13 protein-coding genes are annotated in these 14,202 nt (G+C 68.6%); 6 read left to right on the top strand and 7 right to left on the bottom strand.

Features of this window, described 5'->3' with window-relative positions; genetic code table 11:
- Positions 1 to 28: 28 nt before the first annotated feature.
- From gloA2 to moaA, 4 genes are read right to left on the bottom strand one after another with little or no spacing between them, the layout of a single operon-like run.
- Positions 29 to 484, bottom strand: coding sequence for an SMU1112c/YaeR family gloxylase I-like metalloprotein (gene gloA2 / locus CRO50_RS14060; RefSeq protein ID WP_097146548.1), 456 nt, complete (start codon positions 482 to 484; stop codon positions 29 to 31).
- Between the two features lie 30 nt (positions 485 to 514).
- A complete protein-coding gene (locus CRO50_RS14055) occupies positions 515 to 1,585 on the bottom strand; it encodes a glycosyltransferase family 4 protein (protein ID WP_097146547.1) in 1,071 nt (356 codons plus the stop codon).
- A 48-nt stretch (positions 1,586 to 1,633) separates the two neighbouring features.
- Positions 1,634 to 2,956 carry a 3-deoxy-D-manno-octulosonic acid transferase gene (locus CRO50_RS14050; protein ID WP_097146546.1) on the bottom strand — a complete coding sequence of 441 codons (1,323 nt, stop codon included), beginning with the start codon at positions 2,954 to 2,956 and terminating at the stop codon, positions 1,634 to 1,636.
- A 4-nt stretch (positions 2,957 to 2,960) separates the two neighbouring features.
- The gene (gene moaA, locus CRO50_RS14045) at positions 2,961 to 3,968 is read right to left on the bottom strand and encodes a GTP 3',8-cyclase MoaA (RefSeq protein ID WP_097146545.1); all 1,008 of its coding nucleotides are present in this window, start codon (positions 3,966 to 3,968) and stop codon (positions 2,961 to 2,963) included.
- An 84-nt stretch (positions 3,969 to 4,052) separates the two neighbouring features.
- Between moaA and CRO50_RS14040 the strand changes: the two genes are divergently transcribed.
- Positions 4,053 to 4,550: a hypothetical protein gene (locus tag CRO50_RS14040; RefSeq protein ID WP_143516926.1), complete on the top strand. Its 498-nt coding sequence runs from the start codon at positions 4,053 to 4,055 to the stop codon at positions 4,548 to 4,550.
- Between the two features lie 3 nt (positions 4,551 to 4,553).
- On the opposite strand, the gene CRO50_RS14035 is transcribed toward CRO50_RS14040, so the two are convergent.
- From CRO50_RS14035 to glmU, 3 genes are read right to left on the bottom strand one after another with little or no spacing between them, the layout of a single operon-like run.
- On the bottom strand, positions 4,554 to 5,258 hold the full coding sequence (locus CRO50_RS14035) for a DNA alkylation repair protein (RefSeq protein ID WP_097146543.1): 705 nt from the start codon (positions 5,256 to 5,258) through the stop codon (positions 4,554 to 4,556).
- The gene (glmS, locus tag CRO50_RS14030) at positions 5,255 to 7,075 is read right to left on the bottom strand and encodes a glutamine--fructose-6-phosphate transaminase (isomerizing) (protein ID WP_097146542.1); all 1,821 of its coding nucleotides are present in this window, start codon (positions 7,073 to 7,075) and stop codon (positions 5,255 to 5,257) included. The genes CRO50_RS14035 and glmS overlap by 4 nt, the downstream gene beginning before the upstream one ends.
- Positions 7,075 to 8,430 (bottom strand): bifunctional UDP-N-acetylglucosamine diphosphorylase/glucosamine-1-phosphate N-acetyltransferase GlmU, encoded by a 1,356-nt coding sequence (gene glmU / locus CRO50_RS14025; RefSeq protein WP_097146685.1) that lies wholly within the window; start codon positions 8,428 to 8,430, stop codon positions 7,075 to 7,077. Before glmU ends, glmS begins: the two co-directional genes overlap by 1 nt.
- A 237-nt stretch (positions 8,431 to 8,667) precedes the next feature.
- On the opposite strand from glmU, the gene CRO50_RS14020 reads away from it, so the two are divergent.
- From CRO50_RS14020 to CRO50_RS14000, 5 genes are all read left to right on the top strand, one after another.
- Positions 8,668 to 9,330: an HAD-IA family hydrolase gene (locus CRO50_RS14020; RefSeq protein WP_097146541.1), complete on the top strand. Its 663-nt coding sequence runs from the start codon at positions 8,668 to 8,670 to the stop codon at positions 9,328 to 9,330.
- A 10-nt stretch (positions 9,331 to 9,340) separates the two neighbouring features.
- Positions 9,341 to 10,537 carry a DegT/DnrJ/EryC1/StrS family aminotransferase gene (locus CRO50_RS14015; RefSeq protein WP_097146540.1) on the top strand — a complete coding sequence of 399 codons (1,197 nt, stop codon included), beginning with the start codon at positions 9,341 to 9,343 and terminating at the stop codon, positions 10,535 to 10,537.
- Positions 10,538 to 10,724: 187 nt separating this feature from the next.
- Complete coding sequence (locus CRO50_RS14010) at positions 10,725 to 11,888, top strand: isovaleryl-CoA dehydrogenase (RefSeq protein WP_097146539.1); 1,164 nt, start codon at positions 10,725 to 10,727, stop codon at positions 11,886 to 11,888.
- Positions 11,889 to 12,054: 166 nt separating this feature from the next.
- Complete coding sequence (locus CRO50_RS14005; protein WP_232617712.1) at positions 12,055 to 12,546, top strand: lysozyme inhibitor LprI family protein; 492 nt, start codon at positions 12,055 to 12,057, stop codon at positions 12,544 to 12,546.
- 6 nt (positions 12,547 to 12,552) lie between these two features.
- Complete coding sequence (locus CRO50_RS14000; RefSeq protein WP_097146538.1) at positions 12,553 to 14,154, top strand: carboxyl transferase domain-containing protein; 1,602 nt, start codon at positions 12,553 to 12,555, stop codon at positions 14,152 to 14,154.
- The last annotated feature ends 48 nt before the right edge of the window (positions 14,155 to 14,202 follow it).

Raw genomic sequence — 14,202 nt, 5'->3', positions numbered from 1 at the left:
GCCGGGGAGGCCTCCGGCGGGAGTATTTTCAGCCTGGTGATGATATGGGGCGTCCGGCTTTCGGGCGCCCCTCGTCCTTCCCGGCGGGTGAGGGCGGCGGGCGGTCCTCGTAGAGCTCCAGCGGCAGCCCGTCGGGGTCGGCGAAGAAGGTGAAGCGGGCCCCGGTGTGGGGATCGACGCGGATCGGCTCGACCGCGATGCCCTTGGCCTCGAGCTCCGCGACCGCGCGGTCGAGATCCCCGACCGAGAAGCAGAGGTGGCGCAGGCCCTGAGCTTCGGGGCGCGTCGGGCGGGGCGGGGCCTCGGGGAAGGAGAAGAGCTCGATCTGGCCGCCGCCGGGCAGGGCGAGGTCCAGCTTCCAGCTGTCACGCTCGGGGCGGTGGTTCTCGGCGATGATCTTCAGGCCCAGCACCTCGGTGTAGAAGGCCTTCGAGCGGGCGTAATCGCCGCAGATCACCGCGACATGGTGGAAATGTTTCAGCATGGGGCCTCCCGATAGGAGAATACCCTAGCGTCAGCCCGCGTCCAGCAGGCGCCGGTAGAGCGCGTTCAGCGCCTCGGCCTCCTGCTCGATCCGGCAGCTCTGCAGCACATGCGCGCGGGCGTCGCGGGCGAAGGCGGCGCGCTTGTCGGGGTCATCCAGCAGCGTGGCCGTGGCCTGGGTCAGCGCTTCGGTCTCCTCGATGTCGACGATCAGCCCGGCCTTGCCATCGGGGATGAAGTCCTCGAAGGCACCGGCGCGGGTGGCGACCACGGGCACGCCACAGGACATGGCCTCCATCGGGGTGAGGCCGAAGCCCTCCCAGCGTTGCGGCGCGACATAGAGATCGAGGGCGCGGAACCAGGGCGAGATATCCCAGTTCGGGTCCTCGGGCAGGAAGAGCACCTGCTTGTCGAGGCCAGCTTCCGCGACGCGCTGCTTGAGGCCCGCGTGGAAGTCGCGGAACTGGTCGGTGACCCCGCCCATCATCACCGCCGTCACGCCGGGGCGCTCGGGCAGCAGGCGCAGCATGGCCTCGATGAAGATGTCATTGCCCTTCTGCGGCCGGATACGGCCGAAGCAGCCGACCAGCACCTGGGTCTCGGGCAGCCCCAGCTTCCGGCGCAGGGCGGCCTTGGCCTCGGGGCTTTCGGCGGGGTGGAAAAGCTCGGCGTCGATGCCGTGGTGCTGCACGATCGAGGGCACCTCCAGGAAGCTCTGCGAGCGCTGCGAGGTGGCCACCACGGCATCCATCTGGCGCAGCATCCACTTGGTGGCGGGCTTGTGATGGCGCTGCGCGGCAGAGGTGAACACCAGCTTCAGCCGCTTGCGCAGCAGGCGCTTCAGGGCGATGCCCACCAACATCTCGTTGTTGCGCCGCGCATGCCAGACCCGCGCCCCGGAGGGGCCCTTGCGCGACATGCTCAGCAGCGCGGAGAGCGAGACCGAGGGCACCTCTGCGGGCACTGAGGGTCCGGCAGAGGCAATGGCCATGCTGCGCGCCTGCAGCGGCACCAGCCGGTAGACGGTCGAGGTCACCCCGGACATGCGTTTCTTGAAGTTCGGCGCGATGACGTCGATCTGGGCGATGCGGGGTTGGTTCATCTCAACCTCTCCTTTGGCGGCTGCCATCTGGCGCGGCTCCGGCGCAGTTTACCGCAAGGGCCCGGCATCGGCGGCCGGTGCGGTGGACGAGAGCGCCTGCAAAAGCTCTTCTGCCACATGGGTGATGCGCGCGCCGCGTCCGTCGGCCAGACCGCGGGCGATTTCGGACATTCGGGCAAGCTCGGTGCCATCGGCCAGCAGCCTGGCGACCTCGCGGCCCAGCTCGGCGGCATCCTCGATCTGGCGGGCGGCGCCGCTCTGGTCGAAGGCGGCGTAGACCTCGGCGAAATTCTCGTAATGCGGGCCATGCAGGATCGGGGTGCCGAAACAGGCGGGCTCATAGGGGGTATGGCCGCCGACCGGCACCAGCGAACCGCCCAGGAAGGCCAGCGGAGACAGGCTGTACCAGAGTCCCATCTCGCCCAGCGTATCGGCCAGGTAGACATCGCCCCCCGGTGCCTGCCCGCGCGAGCGCTGCGAGACGCTGAGGCCACGGTCCCGGATCATCGCCGCGATCTCGGCGGCGCGATGCGGGTGGCGCGGGATCAGCAGCAGTTGCAGATCGGGCCGGCCCAGGGCCTCGCGGGCCGCGAGATGGGCCTCGATCACAGCGTCCTCTTCGCCCGGGTGGGTAGCGGCGGCGGCCCAGAACAGCTTGTTGAACTGCGGGGCCAGCTCGGCCAGCACCTGGGCGGGGGCCGGGGGCGGCGAGATCATCGACTTCAGGTTGGGCCCGCGCGCCACGCGGCTGCGGTCGGCGCCGAGCTCCAGCAGGGCCTCCAGCGTCGCCTCGTCCTGGGTGCGGATCAGGCAGAACTGGTCGAGCAGGAAGCGGAAGGTTGTCCCGAAACGCCGCCAGTTCCTGAGAGAGCTCTTCGACAGCCGCGCATTGACCAGCGCCAGCCTCATGCCGGTGGCGCGCGCGCGCACGATCATCTGCGGCCAAAGCTCGCTTTCCACGAAGATCCCCGCGTCGGGGCGCCAGTGGCGGAAGAACCGCCGCAGGGCGCGGGCGGTATCCAGCGGCGCGAACTGATGAAGGGCGCGCTCGGGCAGGCGCTTTGCCAGCACCTGGGCCGAGCCGGCGGTGCCGGTGGTCACCAGCGCATGAGCGCCGGGGTTGAGCTCGAGCACCTTCTCGATCAAGGCCAGCGCCGAGACGCTTTCACCGACGCTTGCGGCATGGAACCAGAAAAGCTGCCCCTCGGGGCGGGCCAGGGTGGCCCGGCCCATGCGTTCCGCCATGCGGTCGGGCGCGATCCCCTCGGCCTGGAGCTTGGCGCGCACACGGCGCCAGGCCAGTGGCGACGCCGCAGCAGCCAGACCGCAGTAGAGCCTGTAGAAGGGCGTGGAGCCACGTCGATTTGTCATTTGCCTAGCCGCCCGTATGGCTCATGTGGCGCGAGACCTGCCCGTCGGCACGCTGGCGCGAATAGTCGAAATCATGGCCCTCGGGTTTCAGCCCGATGGCCTGGCGGATGGCCTGTTCCAGCGGGGCGTCATTGCCCGGATGATTGCGCAGGGCCGGGCGTAGGTCCATCATGTCCTCTTGTCCGAGGCACATGTAAAGCTCTCCGGTGCAGGTCATCCGCACCCGGTTGCAGCTTTCGCAGAAATTATGGCTGAGCGGGGTGATGAACCCGATCTTCTGGCCGGTCTCTTCCAGCCGCACGTAGCGGGCCGGGCCGCCGGTGCTCTCGGGCAGATCGGTCAGGGTATAGCTTTCCGACAGGCGGGCGCGCAGGTCCTTCATCGACCAGTACTGGCCCACCCGGTCCTCGTTGCCGAGGTCGCCCATGGGCATGACCTCGATCCAGGTCAGGTCCATGCCGCGCGTCGCGCAGAAACGGGTCAGGGTCTCGACCTCGTCCTCGTTGAACCCCTTCAACGCCACCGCGTTCAGCTTCACCTTCAGCCCCGCCGCCTGCGCCGCATCGAGGCCACGCAGCACCTGGGGCAGGCGCCCCCAGCGGGTGACGCGGGCGAATTTCTCTTCGTCGAGGGTGTCGAGCGACACGTTCACCCGCCGCACGCCGGCGGCGTAGAGATCAGCGGCGAAGCGTTCCAGCTGGCTGCCATTGGTGGTCAGCGTCAGCTCCTCAAGCGCGCCGCTGTCCAGGTGCCGGGACATCGAGCGGAAGAAGGTCATGATATCGCGCCGCACCAGCGGCTCGCCGCCGGTGATGCGCAGCTTCCGCACCCCGAGGCGCACGAAGGTCGAACACATGCGGTCCAGCTCTTCCAGCGTCAGAAGCTCCTTCTTGGGCAGGAAGGTCATGTTCTCGGCCATGCAATAGACGCAGCGAAAATCGCAGCGGTCGGTGACCGAGACGCGCAGGTAGGTGATGGCGCGCTGGAAGGGATCGACGAGAGGCTGTGTCATGTTGGGAAACTAGGCGCGCGGGGACCTGCCGACAAGTGATCTTTCCGCGATTGCACCGGCGCGTACCTGGGATAGGCTGCCCGGATGAAAGCTCTTCTTCCGCTGATGATGATTCCCGCCCTGGCCGGCTGCCAGGGTTCCACGCTCTTTGCCTCTCTGGAGGGCAGCCGCTCCGATGCGGCCTCCGGGGCTGGCCCGCAGAGTGGCGAGACCGCTGCGCCCTATTCCTCGACCGGAGAGCCCTGGGTGCTGCGCCCGCGCGCCCGCGACGGGGCCGATGCGCCGCAGGGCACCGCGCAGGAAGCGACTTCGGGTGGCATGACGGGGGGCGCGGGGCTTCTGGGCGTTTCGGTGGCCTCGCTCGGCGCGGCCTCCGAGCCCGGTCTCTGGGTCAAGACGCCGCTGGTCGGCACGGTGCGTCCCGGTCGGGTGCGGGTGCCTGCCACGGGCCGCGAGGTCGTGCTGGAGCTGCGCCCCATGGAGGGCGTTGCAGGGCAGGGCGCGCGGCTCTCGCTGCAGGCGATGCTGAACCTCGGGCTGTCGCTGACCGCGCTGCCCGAGATCGAGATCTACGGCGGCTGAGCCCTACTTCAGGTACTTACCGGCTTCCTTGCGGGCGAAGTTGCGCATCTTTTCCCCGTGTTCCGCGAGGAAGGCGCGCGCACGCTCGGGGTCATGCTTGGAGAGATCGCGCAGCCACCAGGCCACGGCCTTCTGGATGAACCAGCGCTCATCCGAGAGGTAATCTGCCGCCCATCCCAGCACCCTTTCGCGCGCCGCCTGCTGTGCCGCATCGGGATGGTTCAGCCGGGTCAGGCCAAGGGTGATCACCAGCGCCGCGCGCTTGGTCCAGAGGTGCTCGTGGGTGGTCCAGGCGGCGATCTCGTCGAGGCGCGACAGATCCGCCATCACCCGCCGCTGCCCCGCCATGCAGACGTGATCGGCAATCGCCCAGGCGTCGAACTCGGGCACCCAGGAACAGATCAGCCACCAGGCCTCGGCGTCGGAGGGCTTGATCCTTGCCTGGGTCAGCAGCTTCGCCGCCACCACACGCGCCTCGTGGATATTGCTCTGCCAGAGGGCAGAGGCCAGCTGCAGGCGTTCATCCAGCGTCAGCGCCCGGCGCCAGTCCTGCGCCAGGTCGTTGAGCACCGGGTTGGCGACGCCCAGGTAGGGACGCTCGACCTTGTGATAGGCGGCCATGCCATCGGCCTTCTCGGGCTCGGCATGGGCGTTCAGCACCTCCAGCGCGGCGTCGAGGGTCTTCGGGACCTCTGCGGTTTCGGTCATTCGACCGTCACCGACTTGGCCAGGTTGCGCGGCTGGTCCACGTCGGTGCCCTTGGCGACGGCGGTGTGATAGGCGATCAGCTGCGCCGGCACCGCGTAGAGGATCGGGGCAAGCACCGGGTCCACCTGCGGCAGCTCGATGCTTTGCCAGATACCGTCCTGCGCCGCCTCGATCCCGGCCTTGTCCGAGATCAGCAGCACCTTGCCGCCCCGCGCCAGCACCTCCTGCATGTTCGACACGGTCTTGTCGAAGAGCCCGTCACGCGGTGCCATGACCACCACGGGCACGTGTTTGTCGATCAGCGCGATCGGCCCGTGTTTCAGCTCTCCGGATGCATAGGCTTCGGCGTGGATATAGCTGATTTCCTTCATCTTCAGGGCGCCTTCCAGCGCCAGGGGATACATCAGCCCGCGCCCCAGGAAGAGCACGTCGGTGGTCTCTGCCAGCTGCTGCGAGATCGCCTCGGCATGGGCGCCGTCATCCAGCGCACGGCTGATCACGGCGGGCAGGCCGCGCAGCGCCGTTGTCAGCTCGGCAAGCCGTTCGGCCCCGATCTGCCCCTTCTGCCGCGCCGCTTCCAGGGCCAGCAGCAAGAGCACCGTCAGCTGGCACGAGAAGGCCTTGGTCGAGGCCACGCCGATCTCGGTGCCGGCCAGGATCGGCAGCGCCAGGTCGCTTTCCCGCGCGATCGAGCTTTCGGCCACGTTGACCACCGACAGGATACGCTCGGCCTTGCCCGCGCAGTAGCGCAGCGCGGCCAGGGTGTCGGCGGTCTCGCCCGACTGGCTGACGAAGAGCGCGGCGGTGCCTTGGGTGATGGGCGGCTCGCGGTAGCGGAATTCCGAGGCCACATCGACCTCGACAGGGATGCGGGCCAGCTGCTCGAACCAGTATTTCGCCGTCAGGCAGGCGTAGTAGGCGGTGCCGCAGGCGACGAGGGTCAGCCGCTCGATGCCGGCAAAGTCGATGCCTGCGCCGGGCAGCGCGATCTTGCCCTCGGCGTCGAGGTAGAAGTTCAGCGCATCGCCCAGCACCTGCGGCTGCTCGGCGATCTCCTTGGCCATGAAGTGCTTGTAGCCCGCCTTGTCGACGCGGGCGTTGTCCAGCTGCACCTGCTTTACGGGGCGGTTGACCAGCGTACCGGCGGCATCGCGGATTTCGACGTGATCGCGGGTGATGACGGCCCAGTCGCCCTCTTCGAGGTAGGTCAGCCGGTCGGTGAGCGGTGCCAGCGCGATGGCGTCCGAGCCCACGAAGTTCTCGCCCGTCCCGTGCCCCACGGCCAGCGGAGAGCCCTTGCGGGCCGCGATCATCAGGTCCTCTTCACCGTCGAAGAGGAAGAGCAGCGCGAAGGCGCCTTCCAGCCGGGGCAGGGTGCGCGCCACCGCCTCGCGGGGCGAGAGGCCCTGGGAAAGGTATTGCGCGGTCAGCATGGCGACGGTTTCGGTATCCGTCTCGGTCTCGGGCACCAGGCCCGCCTCGGCCAGCTCGGCGCGCAGCTCGCGGAAGTTCTCGATGATGCCGTTGTGGACCACGGCGACCTGGCCGTGACGATGGGGGTGGGCGTTGACCTCGGTCGGGCTGCCATGGGTGGCCCAGCGGGTGTGGCCGATGCCCGACTTGCCCGCCAGCGGCGCATGGACCAGCGCGTCCGAGAGGTTGACGAGCTTGCCGACCGCGCGGCGGCGTTCCAGCTTGCCGGCGTTCACCGTGGCGATGCCGGCGCTGTCGTAGCCGCGATATTCCAGCCGCTTCAGCGCCTCGACGAGGAAGGGCGCGGCCTCGTGTTTACCCAGATACCCGATAATTCCGCACATTATTCCGCCTCTTTGGCCTGCCGGGCCTTCTTGGATTTCAGCATCTCGAACAGTTTGCGCGCAAAGCCCGGCTTGTTAACCTGCTTGGCGCGGCCGATGGCCAGCGCGCCCGGTTCCACGTCCGAGGTGATCACCGAGCCCGAGCCCGTCATCGCATCATCGCCCACCGAGACCGGCGCCACCAGCATTGTGTTCGAGCCGATGAAGGCCCGCGCGCCGATACGGGTCTGGTGCTTGAAGACGCCATCGTAGTTGCAGGTGATGGTGCCGGCGCCGATGTTCGTCGCCTCGCCGATCACCGCGTCTCCGATGTAGGAGAGGTGGTTGACCTTGGCGCCGCGATCCAGCCGCGCTTCCTTCACCTCGACGAAATTGCCGATCTTCACATCCTCGGCCAGCTCGGCGCCGGGGCGCAGGCGGGCGTAGGGGCCGATGACGCCGCCACGGCTGACATGGCAGCCCTCCAGGTGGCTGAAGGCACGGATGCGGGCGCCGTTCTCGACCGTGACGCCGGGGCCGAAGACCACGTTGGGCTCGATCACCGTATCGCCGCCGATGAAGGTGTCGAAGGCGAAGTAGACCGTCTCGGGGGCCAGCAGGGTGACGCCGTTCTCCATCGCGTCGGCGCGGGCGCGGGCCTGGAAGAGCGCCTCGGCGCGGGCCAGTTCGGCGCGGGAGTTCACCCCCAGGGTCTCGGCCTCGTCGCAGGTCACGACGCCCGAGCTGAGGCCCCGCGCATTGGCCAGGGCCACCACGTCGGGCAGGTAGTATTCTCCGGCGGCATTGTCGTTGCCAACCGCGCTCAGCAGCTCGAAGAGCATCGGGCCGGGGGCGCAGAGAAGGCCTGAGTTGCAAAGGGTTATGGATCGCTCTTCATCCGAGGCGTCCTTGAATTCGACGATGCGGTCAAGCCGGTCGCCGTCCATGACCAGACGCCCGTAGCGCGCCGGATCGGCAGCCTCGAAGCCCAGCACCACCACGTCGTGGCGGGCGCGGGCCTCGCGCATGGCCTCCAGTGTCTCGGGGCGGATGAAGGGGGTGTCGCCGTAGAGGACGATGACATCGCCGTCGAACCCCTCCAGCACCGAGCGCGCCTGCTCGACCGCATGGGCAGTGCCCTTCTGCTCTTCCTGCAGCACGATCTGCGCCAGCGGGCAGGTCTCTTCGGCAGCCTTGGTCACCGCCTCGGCGCCATGGCCGGCGACGACGACCAGCCGCGACGGGTCCAGCGTCAGCCCTGAGGTGATGGCATGGGCCAACATCGGCGCGCCCGCGATTTCATGCAGGACCTTGGGCAGGTCCGAGTTCATCCTCGTCCCCTTGCCCGCGGCCAGGATCACCAGTGCCGTGCTCATCTTGCCCCCTTGCCCGATCATTCACCGGGTCAGCTTGCCTGTTGCCGAGGCTCCGCGCAGGTGGGTCCGCGCCGCCATCGGCCATTGTTCTTTCTCGGCGCCCGTTTTATCCGAGAACCCAAAGGGCGCAAGGCCAGCCGGGTCCGGGCGCGATCAACTTGGGTTTCGGTTCGCAACATAGGCGGCGGAACCCGGCCGGGCGAGGCCCGGCGCAAGGGATGGAGCGGAAGGGACGCAATGCGCGCGGTGGTCTTCGATCTGGACGGAACCCTGGCCGATACCAGTGGCGACATGATGGCCGCCGCCAATGCCTGCTTCCGGGCCGAGGGCCTGGGCGATCTGCTGGGTCCCGAGGATGCCGCCACCGCCCTGCGCGGCGGCCGCGCCATGCTGCGGGAGGGCTTCTCCAAGCTGGGCATGGCCCCGGACGAGGACGAGATATCGCGTCTCTATCTGCATTTGCTGGCGGCCTATGCCGAGGATCTCTCGACCCACACCCACTTCTTCCCCGGTGCCATGGAGGCGGTGGAGCGGCTGAAGCTGGACGGTTTCGCGGTGGCGGTTTGCACCAACAAGCCCGAGGCCCTGGCCCGGCAGCTGCTGCGCGACCTCGGCGTGCTCGAGGCCTTCGGCGCGCTGATCGGCGCCGATACGCTGCCCGTGCGCAAGCCCGACCCCGAGCCCCTGCGCGAGGCCGCGCGGCGGGCGGGGGGCGATCCGGCGCGCTGTTGCCTCGTCGGTGATACCGTCACCGACCGCGAGACGGCGCGGGCCGCCGGCGTGCCCTCCATCCTGGTGGAGTTCGGCCCCGCCGCCGCGCTGATGGCGGCGCTGGAGCCCGAGGTGCTGCTGGCCCATTTCGACGATTTGCCCGGCGTGGTCGCCGGTCTGAACCTCTGAAAGGCATCCCATGAGCGAGCGTTTCACCGGCAGTTTCACCCAGCAGGAGCCGATCCCCGATGAGGCGATCGAAGCCGCCGTGCGCGTCATGCGGTCGGGCCGCCTGCACCGTTACAACACCGCTCCGGGGGAAGAGAGCGAGGTGGCGCTGCTCGAGAGGGAATTCGCCGAGCTGATGGGGGCCCGCTTTGCGCTGGCCACGGGCTCGGGTGGGATCGCCATCACCACTGCGCTGCGCGCGGTCGGTGTCGCCGCCGGTGAGCCGGTGCTGACCAATGCCTTCACCCTGGCACCCGTGCCCGGCGCCATTGCCGCCGTCGGGGGCCGGCCCGTCTATGTCGAGGTGACCGAGGATCTGGTCATCGACCTCGACGATCTCGAGGCCAAGATCGGCGCGGCGAAGGTCTTGCTGCTGTCGCATATGCGCGGTCATCTCTGTGACATGGACCGGCTGATGCAGATCTGCGACGCCGCCGGCGTGAAGGTGGTCGAGGATTGCGCCCATACCATGGGGGCGGCCTGGAACGGACAGGCCTCGGGGCGGCAGGGCCTCGTGGGGTGCTACTCGACGCAGACCTACAAGCACATGAACTCGGGCGAGGGCGGTTTCCTGGTCACCGACGACGAAGACGTCGCGGCGCGGGCGATCATCCTGTCGGGCAGCTACATGCTGTATGGCCGCCACCTGGCGGCACCGGGGCCGGAGGCCTTCGAGCGGGTGAAATACGACACGCCCAATGTATCGGGGCGGATGGACAACCTGCGGGCGGCGGTGCTGCGGCCGCAGCTGAAGACGCTGCGCCGGCAGTGCGAGAACTGGAACGCCCGCTACCGGGTGGTCGAAGAGGGGCTGCGCGCCACGCCCGGCCTGAAGATCGTCGAGCGGCCCGAGGCCGAGAGCTACGTGGGCTCGTCGATCCAGTTCCTGCTGCCGGGCTGGTCCGAGACGGCGGTGCGCGAGGTGCTGTCCCGCTGCGCCGCGCGCGGGGTCGAGCTGAAGTGGTTCGGCGATGCCGAGCCCGTGGGCTTCACCTCGCGCTACGACAGCTGGCGCTACGCCGATGCGCCGCCGATGCCGCAGACCGACCGGGTGCTGGCGGGGCTGATGGACATGCGGTTGCCGCTGACCTTCAGCCTTGAGGATTGCGCCCAGCTGGCGCGGATCATCCGAGCCGAGGTCTCTGCGGTCTACCAGTCCCAGGTCTGATCCCGCAGCCGGGTTCTCCGAAGGAACGCCAGCGGCCCTTGCCCCCTTTCGATCTCATCCCTGAGATATCGCCCTGGCCGCGCCCGGCCACGGGCGGGCTTTCGCCTGCCGAACCGCGCCGCTTGACGCGGCGGGGAGGGCGCTTCTAGACTGGTGAACAAGTGTTCATATGGGAAGGAGGAGCCCGATGTTCACGGCATCGATGCAGATCGACCTGGGCGAAGATATCAACGCGCTGCGCGTGGCCGTTCACGGCTGGGCGCAGGGGCGGATCAAGCCGCTGGCCGCAGAGATCGACCAGAGCAACGACTTTCCCGCCGCGCTCTGGCGCGAGATGGGCGAGATGGGGCTTCTTGGCCTGACCGTGGAAGAGGATTACGGCGGCACGGGCCTTGGCTACCTGGCCCATGTGATCGCGGTGGAAGAGATCGCGCGGGCCTCGGCCTCGGTCTCTCTCAGCTACGGGGCGCATTCCAATCTCTGCGTGAACCAGATCCGGCTCAATGGCAGCGAGGCGCAGAAGCGCAAGTACCTGCCGGGGCTGGTGTCGGGCGAGCACGTGGGCGCGCTGGCGATGTCCGAGGTGGGGGCGGGCTCCGACGTGGTTTCGATGAAGCTGCGCGCCGAGAAGAAGAACGACGGCTACGTTCTGAACGGCAACAAGTACTGGATCACCAATGGCCCGGATGCCGATACGCTGGTGGTCTATGCCAAGACCGACCCCGAGGCGGGCTCGCGCGGGATCACCGCCTTCCTGATCGAGAAGAGCATGAAGGGCTTCAGCACCTCGCCGCATTTCGACAAGCTGGGGATGCGGGGCTCCAACACCGCAGAGCTGATCTTCGACGACGTGGAAGTGCCCTTCGAGAACGTGCTGGGCGAAGAGGGACGGGGCGTGGCGGTGCTGATGTCGGGCCTCGACTACGAGCGCGTGGTGCTCTCGGGCATCGGCACCGGGATCATGGCGGCCTGCCTCGACGAGGTCATGCCCTATGTCTCCGAGCGCAGGCAGTTCGGCCAGCCGGTGGGGAACTTCCAACTGATGCAGGGCAAGCTGGCGGACATGTATGTGAAGCTGAACTCCGCCCGCGCCTATGTCTACGAGGTGGCGCGCGCCTGTGACCGGGGCACGGTGACCCGCGCCGATGCGGCGGGCTGTGTGCTTTATGCCAGCGAAGAGGCGATGGTGGTGGCGCATCAGGCGGTGCAGGCGCTTGGCGGCGCGGGTTTCCTGGCCGATGCGCCGGTGGCGCGGCTCTTCCGCGATGCCAAGCTGATGGAGATCGGCGCCGGCACCTCCGAGATCCGCCGCATGCTGATCGGGCGAGAGCTGATGGCGGCGATGGCATGACCCATGGCGGCGCCATTGGCCTCTCTGGATGTGGTCGCGCCGTGACGATCCGCCCCCGGCCTCGGCGCACTGCGGGAGGGAACAATCAGGCAGGCCCCGGCGATGGGTTGGGGCACCTCCGGAACCCGGAGCGTGATGTCCCGAGCAAGGAAATGGAAAAGAGACGATGAAGACATGGATGATCCTGCTGACGGCGCTTGCCGTGCCCGCCAGCCCCGCGATGGCACAGGGGCTGAACTACTCGGACGAGGCGACCGAGGCCTGCCTGGCGCAGGTGGACGAGGGCGATGACCCGCGCAGCTGCATCGGGCGCTCCGCCGACCTCTGCATGGAGACCAGCGAGGGGGGCTATTCGACCGTCGGCATGGGGGGCTGCCTCGACCGTGAGCGGGCGTATTGGGACGGGGTCCTGAACGCGCGCTACGGCGACATGCGCGCGCGCGCCGCGGACTTCGATGCAGCCGGCGGGCCCGGCGGCACGGAAACCGCCCTGCGTGACATGCAGCGCGCCTGGATCGACTTCCGCGACGCAACCTGTGCCTTCGAGGCCAGCCAATGGGGTGGCGGCACCGGGGCCGGACCGGCCGCGCTGTCCTGCCTGATGCGGATGACGGGGGAACAGGCCCTCTATCTCGATACGGCCTGGTCGGAGGACTGAGCGGAGATGAAGCTGGCCTCGCAGATCCTGACCGGCTCGGAAGAGTTTCGCGCCAATCTTGCGGCCCAGGAGGCCGCGCTGGAAGAGATCCGCGCGGCGGCCATGGCGGCGGCCGAGGGCGGCGGCGCGGTCCCGCGCGAGCGCCACGTGGCGCGTGGCAAGATGTTGCCGCGGGACCGGGTGGCGGGGCTGCTCGATCCGGGCTCGGCCTTCCTGGAGGTCGGGGCGACGGCGGGGCACGGGCTTTACGATGGTGCCTGTCCGGGCGGCGGCATCATCGCGGGCGTCGGCCTTGTCGCGGGGCAGGAGGTCATGGTGCTTTGCAACGACGCGACGGTGAAGGGCGGAACCTACTACCCAATCTCGGTCAAGAAGCACCTGCGGGCGCAGGAGATCGCGGAAGAGAACCATCTGCCCTGCATCTACCTGGTCGACAGCGGCGGGGCCAATCTTCCCAACCAGGACGAGGTCTTCCCGGATCGAGACCATTTCGGGCGGATCTTCTACAACCAGGCGCGGATGTCGGCCAAGGGGATCGCGCAGATCGCCGTGGTCATGGGCTCCTGCACCGCCGGCGGCGCCTATGTGCCCGCCATGTCGGACGTGACGATCATCGTGCGCGACCAGGGGACGATCTTCCTGGCCGGGCCGCCGCTGGTGAAGGCCGCAACGGGCGAGGTGGTCTCCGCCGAGGACCTGGGCGGTGGCGATCTTCATACCCGGCTGTCCGGCGTGGCCGATCTGCTGGCCGAGGATGACGCCCATGCGCTGGCGCTGGCCCGTGCCCAGGTGGCGGCTCTGAACCGCAGCCGCCCGCAGGTGGCGCGCCAGACGCCCGAGGCCCCGGCGCTCGATCCCGAAGAGCTCCTGGGCGTGGTGCCCGCCGACCCGCGGCAGCCCTATGACATCCGCGAGGTCATCGCCCGGCTGGTCGATGGCTCCCGCTTCGAGGAGTTCAAGCCGCGCTTCGGCGAGACGCTTGTCTGTGGCTTCGCCCATCTCGACGGCTGGCCCGTCGGCATCATCGCCAACAATGGCGTGCTCTTCTCGGAGAGCGCCGTGAAGGGTGCGCATTTCGTCGAGCTCTGCTCGCAGCGTAAGATCCCGCTCCTGTTCCTGCAGAACATCACCGGCTTCATGGTGGGGCGCAAATACGAGGCCGAGGGCATTGCCCGCCACGGTGCCAAGCTGGTGACGGCGGTTTCCTGCACGGCGGTGCCGAAGCTGACCATGGTGGTGGGCGGCTCCTACGGGGCGGGGAACTACGGCATGGCGGGGCGCGCCTATGGGCCGCGCTTCATGTGGTCCTGGCCCAATTCACGCATCGCCGTCATGGGCGGCGATCAGGCGGCGAGGGTGCTGGCGCAGGTGCGCCGGCAGGCGCTCGAGCGCAAGGGCGTCGACTGGACCGCCGAGGAGGAGGCCGACTTCAAGCGCCCCATGCAGGAGCAATTCGCCCGCCAGAGCCATCCGCTCTATGCCTCGGCCCGGCTCTGGGATGACGGGGTGATCGACCCGCGCAAGAGCCGCGACGTCCTGGCGCTGAGCCTCTCGGCGGCGATGAATGCACCCATCGGGGAGAGCCGCTTTGGCGTATTCCGCATGTAGCTCCGGGGCAGGGGCCACCACTTACGCTCCGATCCCCGCTCATATCCA

Source organism: Pseudooceanicola antarcticus (assembly GCF_900215355.1).
GTDB lineage: Bacteria > Pseudomonadota > Alphaproteobacteria > Rhodobacterales > Rhodobacteraceae > Pseudooceanicola > Pseudooceanicola antarcticus.
The sequence above is the reverse complement of the archived record's forward strand: the minus strand, read 5'-3'. Positions and strand labels throughout refer to the sequence as shown.